The organism is Pseudomonas sp. B3(2017), assembly GCF_002113595.1.
Lineage (GTDB): Bacteria > Pseudomonadota > Gammaproteobacteria > Pseudomonadales > Pseudomonadaceae > Aquipseudomonas > Aquipseudomonas ekonensis.
Genome location: NZ_NEIU01000020.1, coordinates 40,563 through 58,154, shown reverse-complemented (window position 1 = coordinate 58,154; position 17,592 = coordinate 40,563). Strand labels below are relative to the sequence as shown.

The following is a 17,592-nucleotide window of genomic DNA, read 5'->3' as shown; positions in this document are numbered from 1 at the left end:
CTCACGCACCCGGACCGAACGCGGCCCTGACGAACTCCATGAAGCTTTGCAGCTTGGGCGTCAGCCGCCGGTCCGGGGCGTACAGCAGGTTCATCGGCGAGACCGGCACCTTGTACTGCGGCAACAGCCGCACCAGCGTGCCTGCGCGCAAGGCGTCCTTGACCAGCTCCAGCGGCAGCATCACCACCCCCAGCCCGGCCACGGCGGCGGCCAGCAACGGGTCGCCCTGGTTGATCGTCAGCCGGCTCTTGATCGGCACATCGACGACGCCTTCCGGTCCCTCAAGGCGAATGTGCGAACGTCCGTCCGAATAGGCGAACGCCAGGCACTCATGGGCCTGCAGGTCCTGCGGCGTCGCGATGGCCGGGCGCCGGGCCAGGTACGCCGGCGCGGCGCACAGCACCATGGGGTACGGCTTGAGCGGCAAGGCCTTCATGCCGCTGTCGGCCAGTTCGCCGATTCGAAACACGGCGTCATAGCCGCCCTCCACCAGATCCACCAGTTCGTTCGACAGGGTCAGGTCCACCGACACCTGCGGAAAACGCACCATGTACTCCAGCAGGCGCGGCGACAATGTGCTCACGCCGAAGGTCACCGGCGCGTTGATCCGCAGCCGCCCGCTGGGCACGCCACGGGTGACGGCGGCCATTTCCTCGGCGGCGTCCACGTCGGCCAGGATCAGCTTGGCCCGCTCGTAGAAGGTGCGGCCGAAGTCGGTCAGGCTTTGCTTGCGGGTGGTGCGGTTGAGCAAGGAAACGCCCAAATGCTGTTCGAGCATTTTTACCTGCTTGCCGACCAGTTGCGGCGACAGGTTGAGCTCGTCGGCCACGGCGCTGAACGAACCCAGCTCCACCGAACGGACGAAAGTGGCCATCAACGTGAGGCGATCCATTGGAAACCCTGTGTTTCTAGTGTCGCGCCATCGTAGGGCTTTATCCGGCCCAGGCCAAAGACTAAATTGGGCGCCACGACACGCACGCACCGGGACTGCCCCGGTGCGTCGCTCCATTGATACAGCAGAGGTGCACATGGCCCGGATTGTCAGGATTCACGAATACGGCGACGCAAGCGTCTTGAAACTGGAAGCGGTGGACGTGCCCGCCCCCGCGCCCGGCGAGGTGCAGATCCAGGTCAAGGCCTTCGGCCTGAACCGCGCGGAAGTGATGTTCCGCAACCACGCCTACCTGCAGGAAGCCGAATTCCCCAGCCGTCTGGGCTACGAAGCGGCCGGCGTGGTGGCGGCGGTCGGCGAAGGCGTCAGCGGCTTCAATGTCGGCGACGCGGTCAGCCTGATCCCGCCGCTGGACATCGCCCGCTGGGGCACCTACGGCGAAGTGGCGAACGTGCCCGCTCACCTCACCGTCAAGCACCCGGCCAACCTGTCCTTCGAACAGGCCGCCGCGTCCTGGATGCAGTACGTCACCGCGTGGGGCGCGCTGATCGAGCAGGCGAAACTGACCCAGGGCGACGTGGTGCTGATCACCGCCGCCTCCAGCAGCGTCGGCCTGGCCGCGTTCCAGATCGCCCGCAGCGTTGGCGCGGTGCCGGTGGCCATCACCCGCACCCAGGCGAAAAAGCAGGCCCTGCTGGACGCCGGCGCCGCCCATGTGATCGTCAGCGACGAAGAAGACATCGTGGCGCGGGTCATGGCCCTCACCGACGGCCAGGGCGCCCGGGTGGTGTTCGACCCGGTCGGCGGCCCGGCCTTCGAAACGCTCACCCAGAGCATGGCCCGCGGCGGCATCCTGCTCGAATACGGCGCCCTGAGCCCGGAACCCACGCCGTTCCCGCTGTTCACCGTGCTGGGCAAATGCCTGACGCTCAAAGGCTACCTGTACGCCGAGATCGTCGCCGACCCGGCCGCGCTGGAACGGGCCAAGGCGTTCATCCTCGACGGCCTGGCCTCGGGCGCGCTCAAGCCGGTGATCGCCAAGACATTCGCGCTGGAAGAGATCCAGCAGGCCCACCGTTTCCTTGAGGCCAACCAGCAGATCGGCAAGATCGTCGTCACAGTCTGAGCCCTTCCCTCCCCACCCTTCCAGACCGCCGCCCGATGCCTGCATCGGGCGGCGCGCAAGGCTTCCACCATTTCTGGGATATCGCCTTGCGCTCTTCGCTATAACCTTAGAAGCGGCCGCGAATTAGACTGGCGCGAAAGCAGTTCGCACCGCGATTTAAGGAAGAAAGCATGCAAGACATTTTCAGCATCAACTGGTTGCTCTGGCTGTCGACCATGGTGCCGCTCACCCTCAGCGCAGGCCCCGGCAACCTGATGGTCGCCACCTCCGGCGCGCAAAGCGGCGTGCGCCGCTCGGTCTGGTTCATCGCCGGCCTCGACATCACCTATTTCCTGATCGCCGTGCTGGTGGGCCTGGGGCTCTACCACACGCTGATGAACCACCCGACGCTGGTCTGGGGCCTGCAAGTGGCGGGCAGCCTGTACATCCTGTGGCTGGGCGTGCGCCTGCTGCGCCGTCCGCTCAAGGCTCCCGGCGACAAGACCCTGCACCTGCAGTTTCGCGACGGCATCTTCGTGCAGTTGGGCAACGTGCAAGGGATCGTCATGCTGCTGGTGATGTTCTCGACCTTCCTGCCCGCCGGCGACACCAGCAGCACCGTGGTGCTGGTCCTCAGCGCCGCACTGATTTCGCTGAACTTCTTCTCCCACGTCATCTGGGTCTCGATGGGCTCGACCGTGCAGAAGCTGATCCGCTCGCGTCCCCGCTTGCTGGTGGCCCAGAACGCCGCGTTCGGCCTGATGCTGATTGCGGTCGCCGTGTGGATCTTCCTGCGCATCGGCCCGCTGTAAGGACTGCCCATGACTCACGCCCACGCCATCGTCTTCACCACCCCCGGCGCACCGGACGTCCTGGAACTGCGCGAACTCAAGCTGCGCGCCCCCGGCGCCGGCGAGATCACCGTCGCCGTCGAGGCGGCCGGGGTCAACTTCATCGATCTGCACCGCCGCTCCGGCGCGCTGGACGACGGCTCGCCGTTCCCCCGGGGCCTGGGCATGGAAGGCGCCGGCCGCGTCCTCGAATGCGGGCCGCAGGTGCAGGGCCTCGCCCCCGGCGACCGGGTCGCGTTCGTCGACAGTTCGACGGGGAGCTACGCCAGCCACGCCGTGCTGCCGGCCTCGCGGGCCATCCGCCTGCCCGACGACATGCCCAGCGAAGTGGCCGCCGCCTTGATGTTCAAGGGGCTGACCGTCGAGTACCTGACGCACCGCTGCATACCCGTGGCACCCGGCGACTGGGTGGTCTGGCATGCCGCCGCCGGTGGCGTGGGCAGCATCGCCACGGCCTGGCTGAGCGCCCGGGGCCTGCACGTCATCGGCCTGGCGTCGAGCGAAGACAAACGACGTCAGGCGCTCGCCGCCGGCTGCGTGGCGGCCTTCGACGCCGAAGCGCCGGACACGCTCAGGCACATCCGCGAACTGACGGCGAACAAGGGCGTCCACACTGTGTTCGATTCCGTGGGGCGCGCGACGGTCGAACTGTCGCTGGCGTGCCTGCGCCAACGCGGGCATCTGGTGTCGTTCGGCAACGCCTCCGGCGACGTGACCGGATTCAACCTGTCCCGGTTGGGGCAGATGGGTTCGCTGCACGTGACCCGGCCGTCGCTCAAGCACTACATCGGCCAGGACAGCGAGCTCGCCGAGGCCGCTCAGCGGGTGCTGCGGGCCTTCTCCGACGGCGCCATCCGAGCGCCCGCCATCACCCGCCTGCCGCTGGCCGACGCCGCCGAAGCCCATCGCCGGGTGCAGGACCGGGAAACCCGCGGTTCCCTGATCCTCATGCCATGACCCGCCCGCAGAACGGCCGTCAGTGAATCGCGGCCGTTCTTTCGCTCAGCACTTGCGTCAGATAGTCCACCACCCGGTCGACACGGCCGATGCCCTGGGTCGCCTGGTTGCGCAGCAGCCAGACCTCGGAGCTGTGCGAAGGGCCGTCCGCCAACACCCGGCGCAAGCCTGACTGGTGCGCGACATAGACCGGCAACGCCGCGATGCCGAGATCCGCTTCAACGGCCTTGAGCTGACCGTTGAGGTTGGAGACGCGCATCCACGGTTTCTGTTCGCCGCTCATGTCGCTCAGCCACTGCGCGAGCGGCATGTACGCCATTTCCTCGGTCCAGCCGATCAGCCGGTGGCGCTTCAGGTCATCGACCGCCGCCGGCAGCCCGTGGGCGGCGGCATAGCCTTCGGAACAGAACAGCGCCTGGGTCAGCGTGCCGACCCGGCGCATGGTGAAGTTGCCGTTCTCGGGCCGGCGCAGGCGGACGATGATGTCGCTGTGGCTCTGGGTGAGCTTGGACGACACGGCCGAATTGAAGAAGTCGAAGCTGATCTCCGGGTACTGCTCACGAAACTGCGCCAGCGCGGGAATGATCAGGTGCGTGCCCATCAGTTCCGGGCAGTCGATGCGCACCTGCCCGGCCATCCGTTCCCCCGGCTGCGACATCTGCCGCTCGATGAGTTTGAAGCGCTCTTCCGTCTCCAGCGCCAGCGGCAGCAACGCCCGGCCGGCCTCGGTCAGGAAGTAGCCGTTGGTCTTCTTCAGGAACAGAGCGGCGCCGAGGGATTCCTCCAGCGCCGCAATTTTGCGGGACACCGTCGAAGCCGACACTTTGAGCGAGGCGCCGGCCTCGGTCACGTTGTTCGATTTGGCGACGAAGATAAAAACTTTCAGATCATCCCAATCCATGTCGATGATTTACCCAAAAATGAAAAATCGATCCCCATGTATTTCTGTTCGAAATAACCAGAGGTCACGTTAAAGTTTTTTGCATGGAGCAAAACCCTAGAGGAAACATGGATGATACGTAACTCGATGCGCCCGCTTCCAGGGTTCATGCAGCCGTTCTTGAGTTGGCTGACCGCCAAGCCCCTGCCCGAGGACCTCGACCGGGTCCGGCCCCTCAAACCGATGCACCATATCATCGTCTCCGCCGGATTGATCGGCATCGGCGCGTCGCTGGCCGGCGCCGGCTACCTGCAAGGCAGCGTCTGGCTCTGGCTGCTGGGCTTCGTGCTGGCGACCGGCGGCATCAAACAGATGCAGGTGATGATCTGCCACAACTGCGCCCACGACATGGTCTTCAAGGACCGCGAGCGCAACCTGAAGGTCGGCCGGATCATTTCCGGCGTGCTGATGCTCAAGCCCTTCGACGTCTACAAGCATGAACACACGCTCCACCACAGTTCCAGGGCCCTTTTGACCGACGATGACGACACCCTGTCCTATCTCCAGGAAGTGGTGAAACTCAAGCCGTCCGACAGCATCTCCACCATGTGGACCAAGCTTGTGACCACCGCGCTGTCGCCGCTGGCCATCCTGCGGTCGTTCTGGGGCCGCGTGAAAGCCACCGCCGTGGCCGACAACCGCCGCGTCGCCCAATGGACGCTGATGTTCTGGGTCGCCCTCGCCCTGCTCTCCGCTGCCCTGGGGCATTTCGACCTGTTCGTCATGGCCTGGGTGGTGCCGGTGTTCGCCGGCTATCACATCAGCACCACGTTCCGCCTGGCCGCCGAGCACACCTGGCCCAGCGTGGACGTGCTGGAGCGCCGCGGCATCGACTTCATCTGCGAAAGCACCACCGGCGTGTTCATCGGCGAAGAACTGCGCCTGCCGCAAGACGCCGGTTTCATCCGCCGCCAGGCCCTGATCGCCCTGTGGCTGGTGAAGATGCTGTGCTTCCACCTGTTCGTGCGCCTGTTCGTGATGGTCGGCGACACGCCCTGCCATGACTTCCATCACCGCCGCCCGCGCTCCGCCGACTGGCCCAACTACATCACCGCCCGCGAGCGGGACATGCTTGAAGGCTCCAAGCCCTTCCCGACCAACTACAGCGAAAACTGGGGCTACATCAACGCGGTGACCGCCAACTTCCGCAACTTTCAACGAGCACTTCCGTACTACGCCAACAGGACTGCAACCCAAAAAGGACTTTAAGGATGATGTTCAACAAAACCGCTCTGCTCGCCACCGTACCTTCCGACTCCCACAGCTGGAACCTGGTGTTCATGGAATTCCTGCTCAACGACCTGGGCTACAAGGTCGAGAACCTGGGGCCCAACACGCCCATGGACGAGGTGATCGACCGCCTCAACCGCAAAGGCAACGCGATCGTCGTGGTCAGCACCGTCAACGGCCACGGCTACCTTGAGGGCGCGGAACTGGCCAAGCGCGTGCGCAGCGAGACCCGTCACCAGGGCGGGCTGTACATCGGCGGCAAGATCTGCACCGAGAACGACAGCCAGACCATCGCCCGGCACAGCGAAACCCTGCGCACCGCCGGTTTCGATGAAGTGTTCGACGACAGCGTGGCCAACAGCTTCGATACCTTTCAGGAACTGGTGACCGCGCAACTGAACTCGACGCACTTCCTGGAGAAACGGGTCGCCCGCTGACCCGTCCGCGCCACCTACCGGTTTGATGAAAAGGTTTACCGCATGATCGACTTCAACACGCATGTCCTTGAACGGTTCGCCGAGCAAGGTCCGGTGCTCCAGCCGCGCATGGGCTTCAGCGACCCGGCCCGGATGCAGGCGGGGCTTGAGGGCGTGGCCGCCAGCCGCGCCAACACCGTCTGCACCATCACCCTCGATGCGTTCACCCGGGTGAACAACCTCGCGGCGGCGCAGCGGGCCATCGACAGTGGGTCGATGCTCAACGGCTATCCGATCGTCAACCACCCCGGCGAAGACACCCGCGCGATGCTGGAGCAGATCTATGCCCGCCACCGCCTGCCGGTGCAGATCCGGCATGGCTCGCCCGATCCGCTGCACATTTTCGAGCGGATGGTCGAGATCGGCCTGCCCACCACCGAAGGCGGACCGATCTCTTACTGCCTGCCCTACAGCCGCACACCGCTGCGCGAGGCGTTCGGCCATTGGGAGAAAGCGTGCCGGGTGCTGGCCGACGGTGTGGAGCACAGCCACATCGAGAGCTTCGCCGGCTGCATGATGGGCCAGATGTGCGATCCGGCGATCCTGGTGGCGCTGAACATTCTCGAAGGCCTGTTCCTGCGCTCCCACGGCATCCAGACCCTGTCGTTCTCCTACGCACAAGGCACTTCGCCGGTACAGGACCGGGCAGCGGTGACGGCGTTGCAGCAGTTGGCCAGCGAGTACTTCGCGCCGGGCAGCTACCACTTTGTCGGCTATGTGTTCATGGGCTTCTTCCCGCGCTCGTTGGGCGGGTTCTGCCGGATCACCAGCGATGCGCTGGCGATGATCCGCGCCACCGGCGTGCAGCGGGTGATCATGAAGACCCCGGTGGAATCGCGCCGCATCCCCCGCATCGAGGAGAACATCGCGGCGCTGGAGTACGCCGATTTCTGCCTGAACACCGACGGCGAACTGCCGGACATCCCGTTCGATGCGCAAGAGCACGCCCGCGTCCTCGGCGCCGCCCGAAAGCTGATCGAAGGCACCCTCGCCCGCGACAGCGACCTGTCCGAGGCGATCCTCGATGCCTTCGCCGGCGGCTTCCTGTCGATCCCGTACTGCCTGCACCCGGACAACCGACGCAACGCCGGCACCGTGGTGACGGCCCAGAACTACTACCAAGGGTTCGACGGCGAGCGCGTCGAGAATGCGTTCTCGTTCCTGGCGGCGCTGCGGCACAACATCCAGACCTACGACCGCGTGGCCTGACGGCGCAGCGCTTTGCCTCCCCCCACAAACGCCCGATGCCCGCATCGGGCGTTTTCTATTCGGGCAACCCGGCCAGGCGCAGCCCTTCGATGAAGAGGGCGACGTCTTCGGGGCGCTGGATCGGCAGCCACTCCTTGAGCCTGGACACCCGCAGGGTGGGATCCAACTCAAGCAGGCGCGCCATGACCGGCCCGGCCTTGTCCATCCGCCCGCCCAGCGCGTGGCTGGCGGCCATCAGCGCCACCGCCGGCAGCAGGCTGGGCAGATTGCCGACCGACTGTTCGGCATAACCGGCCGCGATCTCGAAGCGACCGGCGAAGAAGTGGGCGATGGCCATGCCCACCTGCATGCGGAACATCTCCGGATCCAAAGGGCTGAGGCGTACCGCGTGCTCCAGGTTCTGGATGGCGGCGTCGGTCTCGCCGCGCATGGCCCGCAAGATCCCACCCAGGTACCAGGCCGGCGCCAGGTTGGGATTGAGCAGCCGGGCCCGGTCGAGCAAGGCGATGCCGCCGTCGACGTCACCGGTCAGGTGGGCCAGCGCGTGGCCGCTGCGGGTCAGGGCCACGGCGTCGTCGCGGCCCAGCTCCACCGCCATCCGCGCCAGCCGTGCGCCTTCGGCGATTTCCCGCGGCCGGTCGGTCATCCAGCCGTTGAGCTTGCGCCAGAAGTGGCACCAGGCGGCCATGCCGTAGGCGGAGGCGAACTCCGGATCCAGTTCGATGGCGCGGTAGAACAGCGCGAGCGATTCGTCGATGGCCTCGCGGGTGGCGATGTGCAGTTTGGCCGTGGCGCGCAGGTAATAGTCGTAGGCATCGAGGCTGTCGGTGGGCTTGCGCTTGGCCCGTTCGATTTCCGCGCGCTCCAGTTGCGGCGCAATGGCGCCGACCACGCTTTCGGCGATCCGGTCCTGCAGCTCGAAGATGTCGTCGAGCTGGCCCTCGAAGCGCTCGGCCCACAAATGCATGCCGCTGCTGGCGTCGATCAGCTGGCCGGTGATGCGCACCTTGTTGCCGCACTTGCGCACGCTGCCTTCGAGCACGTAGCGCACGCCCAGTTCCTGGCCGACGCTGCGGGTGTCCACCGCCCTGCCCTTGTAGGTGAAACTGGAGTTGCGGGCGATGACGAACAGCCAGCGCAGGCGCGACAGCGCGGTGATGATGTCCTCGGCCATGCCGTCGGCGAAGTAGTCCTGTTCGGGGTCGCCGCTGAGGTTCTGGAACGGCAGCACGGTGATCGAAGGCTTGTCCGGCAGCAGGAGCGCCGGGCGCGGCGGCGCCGTCGGCTGCGTTGCGGCGGGAGGCTCGGGATCGTCGCTCGGTTGGACCTCGCCGACGAAACGGTAGCCCTTGCGCGGCACGGTGCGCACCAGGCGCTGGTGCTCGCCGGTGTCGCCGATGGCCTTGCGCACGGCGTTGATGTGGCTGGTGATGGTGGATTCGGAGACGACCCGGCCGCTCCACACGGCATCGAGCAGTTCGTCCTTGCTCACCACCCGGTCGCGGTGGCTGATCAGTTGCAGCAGCAGATCGAAGACTTGCGGCCCGACGGTCACGGTCTGGCCGCGTTGGGTCAGGTCCCGGCGCTCTGGGTCGAGCACGAAGTCTTCAAACTTGAATGGCACGCTGGCGGTTCCCTGATCGGACGCCCCCGGCGCGGAATCCGGGGTGGCAGTGGGTTGGGCCCTCAATGGTACGGCAGAGTGTGCGCCGCCGCACCGGTCTGTGCGCCGGCCACAGCAGTTTGGACGGTTTGGACGCAAATCCAAGCTCGGGCCAAGGCAAATCCAAGCCCCGGGCAAAGATTCGGATCCCCGCCGCAGGCATCCTCGAAGCACATCGACAGCAATGGTTGCGGTCGGCAAGCGGAGAGACGCCATGAAGATTGTCGTTATCGGAGGCACCGGCCTCATCGGATCGAAACTTGTGAAGAACCTGCGCGAGCGCGGCCATGATGCACTGGCGGCCTCGCCCAACACCGGCGTGAACAGCATCACCCGCGAAGGCCTCGCCCAAGCGATGGACGGCGCCCAGGTGGTGGTCGACGTGTCCAACGCGCCGTCCTGGGAAGACCAAGCGGTGCTGGAGTTCTTCGAGACCTCCACCCGCAACCTGCTGGCCGCCGAGGCCGCCGCCGGGGTCCGCCATCACGTGGCGCTGTCGGTGGTGGGCAGCGAGCGGCTGCCGGACAACGGCTACTTCCGCGCCAAAGTCGCCCAGGAAAACCTGATCAAGGCCTCCGGCATGCCCTACAGCCTGCTGCGGGCCACCCAGTTCTTCGAATTCGTCGGCGGCATCGCCCAGTCGGCCACGGTCGGCGACGAAGTGCGCCTGTCGCCTGCGCTGATCCAGCCCATGGCGTCGGACGACGTCGCCGCCGCGCTGACGGATGTGGCGCTGGCCGCGCCGAGCAACGGCACCCAGGAAGTCGCCGGCCCCGAGGCCTTGCCGCTGGATGAGCTGGTCCGGCGTTTCTTCCGCGTCACCGGCGACGCCCGCAAGGTGATCCCGGACGTCCACGCCCGCTACTTCGGCGATGAACTGGACGACCAGTCGCTCACCCCCGGCAGCGCCAACCCGCGCCTGGGCCCGACCCGTTTCGAAGACTGGCTGGCGAAATCGACCGCGTCGGCTGCGCGCTGAACGCGCACTCACCCTCATCTATAGGAGCACTGCCATGTTTAGCCGAATCCTGTTGGCCGCCACCCTCGCGGCCGTGTCGGTCACCGCTGCCTCGACGGTCTCTGCGGCCGAGCCGCAGGCGGGCAAGGTCACCGTGGTGTTCGACCGCGCCCTGCCCAACGTGCCGGGCAAGACCATGAAGGGCGTGCTGGTGGAATACGCGCCGGGCGGGTCTTCGCCTGCGCACTTCCATCCGAAGTCGGCGTTCATCTACGCCACGGTGCTTGAAGGCGCCGTGCGCAGCAAGGTCGGCGATGCGCCGGAGAAGGTCTACAAGGCCGGGGAACACTTCGTCGAGCAGCCGGGCGACTTCCACGCCGTCAGCGCCAACGCCAGCACCACCGAGCCGTCCCGCCTGCTGGCGGTGTTCGTGCTCGACAGCACCGAGGGGGATCTGGTCCGGCCCGTGAAACCGTAACCGCCCCCTTCTACCGCCCGCCTCCGGCAGCCCCACGCTGCCGGAGGCGTTGGCCTTGCGCAGGATCCTGAACATGAACGCCCTCCAGCACGAAGTACCCGATAGCCAGGCCGGCGAACCCTCGCCGTCCGCCGTGCCGCGGCGCAAGCGCAAAGTGGCGGGCGTGCTGTTGTGCGCGGTGGCGGCCGTGGTGGCGGGCGGCGGTGTCCTGCTGTTCGGCGACGGCGGCGTCAGCACCGACAATGCCTATGTTCGCGGCGATGTCACATCGCTGGCGGCCAAGGTGTCCGGCTACGTGACCGCAGTCGAGGTGCAGGACAACCAACCGGTGCGCAGCGGCGACGTGCTGTTTCGCATCGATGACCAGGACTACCGCGCCCGTCTGGCGCTGGCGGAGGCCAATCTACAGTCGGCGCAGGCGCGATTGAGCAACGTGGACGCCCAGACCGAACTGCAGCATGCCCAGATCCGTCAGGCCGAGGCTCAGCGGCGCTCGGCCGCCGCGCAGCTGAACCTGGCCAGCAAGACCCACGAACGCAACCGCAAGCTGATCGTCAGCAATGCGGTGAGCCAGGCGCTGGTCGATGAAACCGCCGCCGCCCAGACCCGGGCGTCCGCGACGGTGGAAGCGGCATCCGCATCGGTGCAAGCGCAACAGCAACGCATCGCCGTGCTGTCGGCCCAGCGCGCCGCGGCGCTGGCCAGCGTGGCCCAGGCCCAGGCTTCTCGGGACCTGGCCCGGATCGACCTCGACAGCACCGTGGTGCGCGCGCCGGTGAACGGCGTGGTCGGCAACCGTCAGGTGCGTGTCGGCCGCTTCGTCACGCCCGGGGGCGCCCTGCTCGACATCGTTCCGGTCCAGGACGTCTGGGTCGTGGCCAACTTCAAGGAAACCCAGCTCGAACGGATCAACCCCGGCCAACCGGTACGCATCACGGTCGACGGCTACCCCGACGATGCCCTGCACGGCGTGGTCGACAGTTTCGCCCCCGGCAGCGGTTCGGCCTTCAGCCTGTTGCCCACCGACAACGCCACCGGCAACTTCGTCCGGGTGGTGCAGCGGGTGCCGGTGAAGATCCGCCTGGCCCATAACCCGCTGCCCGGCCGCATCGTGCCCGGCCTGTCGGCCCGGGTCGACGTGGAGCCCGGGTCATGAAACGGCTGGCCGGCACGTGGAGCGGTGCCCTGCTCCTGGCCGGCGTCCTGCTGGCCAGCCTGACCGAAGCGATCGCCGGCAGCGCCCTGGTACTGGGACGCAACGGCATCATCGGCGACACCTACGCCACGCCCGACGAATTTGCCTGGCTGGACATCGGGTACACCGCGCTCAAGCTGATCGGCTTCATCAGCGCCTCGGCCTTGCTGACCCGCTTCGCACCCCGCACCGTGATCGTCGGCGCCACATTGGCCATGGGCCTGACCTGCGCCCTGGCCGCCGCCGGCACCCGGCTTGAGCTGCTGGTGCCGTTGCGCATGGTTCAGGGCTTCGCCGGCGGCACCCTGCTGGTGGCGGGCCAGGCCTTGATCTTCCGTGCCTTTGGGCGCGAACGGCAACCGTTGCTGCAGGCGCTGTTCGCCATCGGCGCCGTGGTTGCCTCCGCCACCTTGACCCCGGCCCTGCAAGGGTGGCTGGTGGACAGCCGCTCCTGGGGCTGGATTTTCTTCAGCGCCGTGCCGTTGGCGCTGGCGGGCTGCGGCCTGATGCTGTGGGCGGAGCTGCCCCGGCCGGCCAAGGCAGACCGACGGCCCTTCGACTGGATCGGCTGGGGGCTGATCAGCGCCGCCCTGCTGTGCTTCACCTACGTGCTCAGTCAGGGCGAGCGTTGGGACTGGTTCGAAGAGCCGCGCATCGTTTGGCTGACACTGGCGGGCACCGCCGCCCTGCTGGGGTTCCTGGCCAGGCAGTTGCTTTCCAGGCGCCCGCCGCTGCTGGACTTCGATCTGTTCGGATCGAGCGATTTCGCCTTTGCCTTCATCGTCAGTTTTGTCGCCGGGGCGGCGTTGTTCGGCAGCGCCTACCTGATACCGGCCTTCGCCGTGTCGGTGCTCGGCTTCACCCTCACTGAGGCCGGCCTGCTGCTGTTGCCCAGCGGCGCCGTGTTCATCGCCGCCCTGCTCGTTTCGGCCTGGCTGATGCAGGCGCGGGGCGTGGCGCCGTTCGCCACGGTGCCGCTCGGCATCGGGCTGATCGCCCTCGCCATGTGGATGCTGTCCGGCTCCACCCTCGAGAGCGGCAGCGACGACATGATGGCGGCGATCCTGCTGCGCGGTCTGGGCCTCGGTTTCCTGTTCCTGTCCATCACGCTGATCGCGTTCAGCCGCCTGACCAGCCGTCACCTGGCCGCCGGCATCGGCCTGTTCAACACCGGCCGGCAATTGGGCGGGCTGATCGGCGTGGCCGCGCTGCAGACGCTGATCGAACACGGCCATGCGCACAATGCCGTGGTCCTCGGCACCCATGTCACACCGGGCGGCCCGGCCGTCATCGAGCGGTTGGCGAAACTGTCGGCGATGCTGACCGACAAAGGCCTGGACGTGCCGGCAACCGGCCGCGCCGCAGCGAATCTGCTGGGCCGCACGGTTTCCGGGCAATCGATGGTGATCGCCTTCGACAGCGCCTTCATGGCGGTGGTCCTGCTGTTCGCGTTCGCCGCCCCGCTGCTGGTGGCGGTCAAGATCGCATTCGCCAGGCGCGCCAAAGCACAGGCAGCGACGGCCGGCACCCGTTAGCGGGTCCGGCCGTCCGGCGCCCTCTCAGACAGCCTCAGTAAGGGTTGCACTGTTGCGCCACCGCGGTGGCCTGGTCGACATAGGGCCGCGCCGGCTCCAGGTTCCACTCCGGCTTGTTGCGCACGGGCCTGCCGTCGAAGGTGGCCGCCAGGTGGCAAACCAATTGACGACGCAGCGAACCGCCGTTGACGCTGTACTGGCGCCACTGGTCGTCGTTTTTGTGCTTGTTGTACAGCTCGGCGAACATCCGGTCGGTCTGGTCGTCCTTGATCGCCCGGCCGCACGCGGTGGGCACCACCTGCAGCGACCAGGTGTCGGGGCCGAGCTTGGGATCTGGGCGCTTCACCCACGTGCTGGACTCGATGTACTTGTCGCAGTACTTGGGCTCAGACGTCGATGCGGTCTGGATGCAGGAGAACGTCGCCTTGGCCACCGGGGTTTTCGGGAAGTCGATCTTGATGATGTTGCGATCCTTGCCGGTCTTGTTCTTGTAATCCTTCTGATTGGCCAACGCATCGTTGAGGCCGCGCTGGTCGCTGTAGAAGAAGGCCAGGATCGGCAGTTCGTCGGTCTTCGGGTTACCCAGGCGCAGCTCGGTCTGGGTCTGGAACTCACGGCTGTTGATCACCCGCCGCGAGCCCATGAAGTTCTGGAACGCGGTGACCCGCTCCTGGCTGCTCATGGGGTTGCGCATGTTGAAGCCGCACTGCAGTTGGTCCTGCTGGCGGTTGTTGTTGAACTGGGTGAAGTGCGCGACCCACGCATTGACGTTGCTGATCGGCGGCGCCATGGACTGGCACACTGCTTCGGTCTGGGTGGTGTTCTTGTTGTTGCCGCAGCCCCGGTCGTCGCGAAAATCGGTCCAGGCGTCGTTGGGGAACGCGCAGTAGATGTGCACCGGGTTCTCGGGGTCGCGCACCAGATCCACCGGCGTGATGAGGTAGCCGTTCTGGGTGCTCATGCCGGGGTCTTCGTAGCTGATGCCGTCGGCGCGCATCCACGACGCGGCGAACGTGCCCAGTTCCTGGGCCTTGGGGCTGGGGTTCCAGACATCCCACTGCTGCCCCTTCGCCGGATCCGCCCGGTGGGTGCCCCGGACCAGCAGCCCCGAACAGTCCGACGCCGGATCCCTGCCGCAACTGTCGACGGTGTTGTTGTACAGCGTTTCGACTTTCTTCAGCGTTTCCGCGCATGACTCGGCATAAGCCGAGGCCACGTGCAGGCATAGCGGCAACACGCACAGCGGCGCGATCCTGTTCCAGCGAGTCTTCATGACGACTGTCTCCTTGCCTTCTTGCAAAACCTAGCGCGCCACCGGATTGCAGCCCGCCGCGCGGGTGTCGCTGTCCGACAGCGCGGGCCTGAACGGCTCAAGATTCCATGGCGTCTTGCTGCGGTAGTTGACCAGCACGCAGTTCAGTTGCCCGCGCATGCTGCCGGCGGACTTTTCGTTGTCGCGCCAGTTGCCGTCGCCGCCGCGCAGGGCGAACAGCTGGTCGTACAGGGCGCCGAGCTGGTCGGGGGGCAAGGCGCGCCCGGCCGCAGTCGGCACCACACTCAAGGTCCATTCGTCCTGGCGGGTGCCCGGGTCATAGCGTTTGACCCAATCGGCGGACGCAATGTACTGCACCGCTTTGGCCGGCACCGGATTGCACCCGGCCTTGGCCGCTTCCTGCGGCGTGACGACGGGGCGGAACGGTTCAAGGTTCCATTCGGTCTTGCCCGGGTAATGCTGCACCAGGCAACTCAGTTGCTGGCGCATGCTGCCGGCGGCCTTCTCGTTGTCGCGCCACTGGCGGTCGGTGCCGCGCAGCTCGAACAACTCCTTGTAGACCGCCTCCTGGTCGCTCGCCTGGCTCGCCTTGCCCTCGGCGGTGGGGACGACGTTGAGGGTCCATTCGTTTTTCCCGGTGCCGGGGTCATGGCGCTCGACCCAAGTGGCCGAGGCGATGTACCGGGCGGTCGGCGGCACCGGCGGCGGCTGGCCGTTGCCGGCCGCCGTCAGGTCGATCGCCTGGTCGGCGGCGACATAGCTGAAACGCTGCTCCGGCGGCTTGGTGAAATCCAGCCGCAGGATCGGCACGCTGTAGCCCTGGGCCTGAAGCTTTTTCTGGAAATTGCGGGCGCTGTTGAGGCCGTTCTCCGGCTTCGGCGGTGCCTGGTCGCCGCGGGTGGCGAAGTTCTGTGTGCTGTTGACGTTGTAGATGAAAGCGTCGATGTACTTCATGTTTTCGCTGCCGTCGTTGCTGGCCGAGGCGTTCTTCAACATGAATTCGTTGACCTGCGCGCTGAAGGCGAAAGGGTCCTTGTTGGTGGTCTTCACCCGCGATTCGTGGACGCGGATCATGGCGTTCCAGTCGTCGGGCCGTTCGGCGTTCCAGGAGCACTGGTCGTACTGGATCGGCCCCTTGAACAGGCCGGTGTAGCGGGCCGTCCACTGGGCGGCGGTGCTGACCCCGGCTTCGGCGCAGGTGCCGTAGGCCAGCGCCGCGTTGCGGTTGTCCATCGCGGCCTGGGCCTTGCGCGGCGGTTCCTTGCTGTCGAAGAAGCCGCAGCCGTACCACTTGCGCTCCGGCCCCGTGCCGCCGTCGAACGCGTAGATGCACGTCCAGCCCTGCTCCTTGACCGGCAGCTGCAAGGCCCGCGAATCGATGGGCGTGCGCAGGATGAACCCGGCCGGATGGATGAGGATGCGCGTGCTCAGGTCCTTGCGGATCCACGAATAGGACGTCGCGCCGATCTTGATCGCGTAAGGGCTGTAGTCCCACGGGTTGAACGGCCCGTCGTTGACCATGCGCAAGGTCACGCCGCTGCAGTAGTAATGCCCGCGGGCGGCGCCGGTGTCGGGCTCCTGGCAGGCGTCCTTGAGGGTGTTGTAGTTGCGGTTGATGCGGTTCAGCGTCTCGACCGGATCGAGCACCGTCTGGGCCGCCGCACCGAAGGCCAGGGTAAGGGAACACACGAGAGCGAAAGACGAACGCAGAGCTGCGCGCATGGCCGACGACTCCTTGTCGTGGGAGGTGAAACGTCCTTGGGGATGAGCGTAGATAGGGCTGTGTTTGCGGTCAAACCGCGAGATGAACGGTGCTGGCCGGGCGTCACCGTCGAGAGGCATCGAACCGCCCGCAATCCGCTACGCTTCACCTACAGACGGATTGTTCAGGCTCACACCTCAGGAACCCCACGATGAAGGACGCATCAACGGATCTTGGCAAACAAATCGACACCGCGATGAAACTGCTGTCCCTGTCGGCCAAAGTCGGCCTGCTGGTCGGCGGCGGTTCGATCGTGGGTTATCTGCTGATGAACGGACACTACCCGCAAGGCGTCTCCCTGGGCGATGGATTGCTGTTTCTGGTGTCGGCGTTTTCCTTCGGCATCGTCTGCCTGTACTTCTCGATCTCCATCACGGCGGTCGGGATTCTGCTGTCGCCGATCCTCGCGCCCGCCGTGAGGCTGGGCGTCCGGGTCGTGAACCGATTCAAGGAACAGAAGATCGCTTCGCCCGTCACGCAGCAGAAGATCGGTTTCCCGGCGGTGTTCTTCGGGATCTGCGGACTGGCCATCATCTATTTGCTGGCGCGCAGAAGCCTGATCGATCACCTGCCCCTGATCGTGCTGCCGGTGTTCCAATGCGTCATGTATGCGGCGCTCGTGGAGCAGAACGAGAAGATGCGGCTGGCAAAACTTCGGGCCGAGTCTGATCCGCAAGAAACCACCGACTTGCACCCCATCAGAAAGTCCAGGGCCATCCTGGCGGGCATCATTCTGATAGTCCCGATTTTGATGGGCGGCGTGACATCCGATCTGTTGCAGCTGGCCATGAGCTTCGCAAAAATCCGCATCGACCACGCGACCATCCTGGTGAAGGCGCCCTACGCCAACCTGCTGCCGAACCCAAAGGAATCCAAGATCGACAACTTCAAGACCTTCGAAAAGGCCACCGTGATCTTCAGGGGTGTCGGCAACACCACGCTTATCGAAATGCGCACCCCCGACACGGCGACCCGGCTGGAGATCCCGAACGATTCGATCATCATCGAACGCACGGCGAATATCGCGCCGGACGCCAAAATCGCTGAAGGCAATCTCTAGCGCTCAAG

General features: G+C 66.1%; 16 protein-coding genes. 11 read left to right on the top strand and 5 right to left on the bottom strand.

The annotated features are described in order from the left end of the window. Nucleotide 1: 1 nt before the first annotated feature. Nucleotides 2-892, bottom strand: coding sequence for a LysR family transcriptional regulator (locus tag CAG33_RS23765; RefSeq protein ID WP_085583725.1), 891 nt, complete (start codon nucleotides 890-892; stop codon nucleotides 2-4). Nucleotides 893-1,028: 136 nt separating this feature from the next. Between CAG33_RS23765 and CAG33_RS23760 the strand changes: the two genes are divergently transcribed. The 3 genes from CAG33_RS23760 (at nucleotide 1,029) to CAG33_RS23750 (ending at nucleotide 3,805) form a co-directional block, all read left to right on the top strand. Next, a complete protein-coding gene (locus CAG33_RS23760; protein ID WP_085633473.1) occupies nucleotides 1,029-2,018 on the top strand; it encodes a zinc-dependent alcohol dehydrogenase family protein in 990 nt (329 codons plus the stop codon). A gap of 170 nt (nucleotides 2,019-2,188) precedes the next feature. Beyond that, nucleotides 2,189-2,809: a LysE family translocator gene (locus tag CAG33_RS23755; protein ID WP_085583729.1), complete on the top strand. Its 621-nt coding sequence runs from the start codon at nucleotides 2,189-2,191 to the stop codon at nucleotides 2,807-2,809. Nucleotides 2,810-2,818: 9 nt separating this feature from the next. After that, nucleotides 2,819-3,805: a quinone oxidoreductase gene (locus CAG33_RS23750; RefSeq protein WP_256575583.1), complete on the top strand. Its 987-nt coding sequence runs from the start codon at nucleotides 2,819-2,821 to the stop codon at nucleotides 3,803-3,805. A gap of 19 nt (nucleotides 3,806-3,824) precedes the next feature. On the opposite strand, the gene CAG33_RS23745 is transcribed toward CAG33_RS23750, so the two are convergent. After that, nucleotides 3,825-4,706 carry a LysR family transcriptional regulator gene (locus CAG33_RS23745; protein WP_085583731.1) on the bottom strand — a complete coding sequence of 294 codons (882 nt, stop codon included), beginning with the start codon at nucleotides 4,704-4,706 and terminating at the stop codon, nucleotides 3,825-3,827. A gap of 111 nt (nucleotides 4,707-4,817) precedes the next feature. On the opposite strand from CAG33_RS23745, the gene CAG33_RS23740 reads away from it, so the two are divergent. From CAG33_RS23740 to CAG33_RS23730, 3 genes are read left to right on the top strand one after another with little or no spacing between them, the layout of a single operon-like run. Then, on the top strand, nucleotides 4,818-5,954 hold the full coding sequence (locus CAG33_RS23740; RefSeq protein ID WP_170930066.1) for a fatty acid desaturase: 1,137 nt from the start codon (nucleotides 4,818-4,820) through the stop codon (nucleotides 5,952-5,954). Nucleotides 5,955-5,956: 2 nt separating this feature from the next. After that, nucleotides 5,957-6,412 carry a cobalamin B12-binding domain-containing protein gene (locus tag CAG33_RS23735; protein WP_085583733.1) on the top strand — a complete coding sequence of 152 codons (456 nt, stop codon included), beginning with the start codon at nucleotides 5,957-5,959 and terminating at the stop codon, nucleotides 6,410-6,412. A gap of 42 nt (nucleotides 6,413-6,454) precedes the next feature. Continuing rightward, entirely contained in the window at nucleotides 6,455-7,660 is a 1,206-nt protein-coding gene (locus CAG33_RS23730) for a methylaspartate mutase (protein WP_085583735.1), read from the top strand. A gap of 55 nt (nucleotides 7,661-7,715) precedes the next feature. Here CAG33_RS23730 and CAG33_RS23725 read toward each other — a convergent pair whose 3' ends face one another. Continuing rightward, the gene (locus tag CAG33_RS23725; protein WP_085633471.1) at nucleotides 7,716-9,284 is read right to left on the bottom strand and encodes a winged helix-turn-helix domain-containing protein; all 1,569 of its coding nucleotides are present in this window, start codon (nucleotides 9,282-9,284) and stop codon (nucleotides 7,716-7,718) included. Nucleotides 9,285-9,537: 253 nt separating this feature from the next. Here CAG33_RS23725 and CAG33_RS23720 point away from each other — a divergent pair, with 253 nt between their 5' ends. From CAG33_RS23720 to CAG33_RS23705, 4 genes are all read left to right on the top strand, one after another. Next, complete coding sequence (locus CAG33_RS23720) at nucleotides 9,538-10,302, top strand: SDR family oxidoreductase (protein WP_085640759.1); 765 nt, start codon at nucleotides 9,538-9,540, stop codon at nucleotides 10,300-10,302. A 34-nt stretch (nucleotides 10,303-10,336) separates the two neighbouring features. Continuing rightward, entirely contained in the window at nucleotides 10,337-10,759 is a 423-nt protein-coding gene (locus CAG33_RS23715) for a cupin domain-containing protein (RefSeq protein WP_085583741.1), read from the top strand. 73 nt (nucleotides 10,760-10,832) lie between these two features. Then, complete coding sequence (locus tag CAG33_RS23710) at nucleotides 10,833-11,915, top strand: HlyD family secretion protein (RefSeq protein WP_085640757.1); 1,083 nt, start codon at nucleotides 10,833-10,835, stop codon at nucleotides 11,913-11,915. Continuing rightward, nucleotides 11,912-13,489: a DHA2 family efflux MFS transporter permease subunit gene (locus CAG33_RS23705; RefSeq protein WP_085640755.1), complete on the top strand. Its 1,578-nt coding sequence runs from the start codon at nucleotides 11,912-11,914 to the stop codon at nucleotides 13,487-13,489. The genes CAG33_RS23710 and CAG33_RS23705 overlap by 4 nt, the downstream gene beginning before the upstream one ends. Nucleotides 13,490-13,523: 34 nt before the next feature. Here CAG33_RS23705 and CAG33_RS23700 read toward each other — a convergent pair whose 3' ends face one another. Together CAG33_RS23700 and CAG33_RS23695 are read right to left on the bottom strand one after the other, a co-directional pair. Further along, a complete protein-coding gene (locus tag CAG33_RS23700) occupies nucleotides 13,524-14,762 on the bottom strand; it encodes a DUF2599 domain-containing protein (protein WP_085583747.1) in 1,239 nt (412 codons plus the stop codon). Between the two features lie 30 nt (nucleotides 14,763-14,792). After that, nucleotides 14,793-16,484, bottom strand: coding sequence for a DUF2599 domain-containing protein (locus CAG33_RS23695; RefSeq protein ID WP_085583749.1), 1,692 nt, complete (start codon nucleotides 16,482-16,484; stop codon nucleotides 14,793-14,795). Between the two features lie 191 nt (nucleotides 16,485-16,675). On the opposite strand from CAG33_RS23695, the gene CAG33_RS23690 reads away from it, so the two are divergent. Then, nucleotides 16,676-17,584 (top strand): hypothetical protein, encoded by a 909-nt coding sequence (locus CAG33_RS23690; RefSeq protein ID WP_085640753.1) that lies wholly within the window; start codon nucleotides 16,676-16,678, stop codon nucleotides 17,582-17,584. Nucleotides 17,585-17,592: the final 8 nt, after the last annotated feature.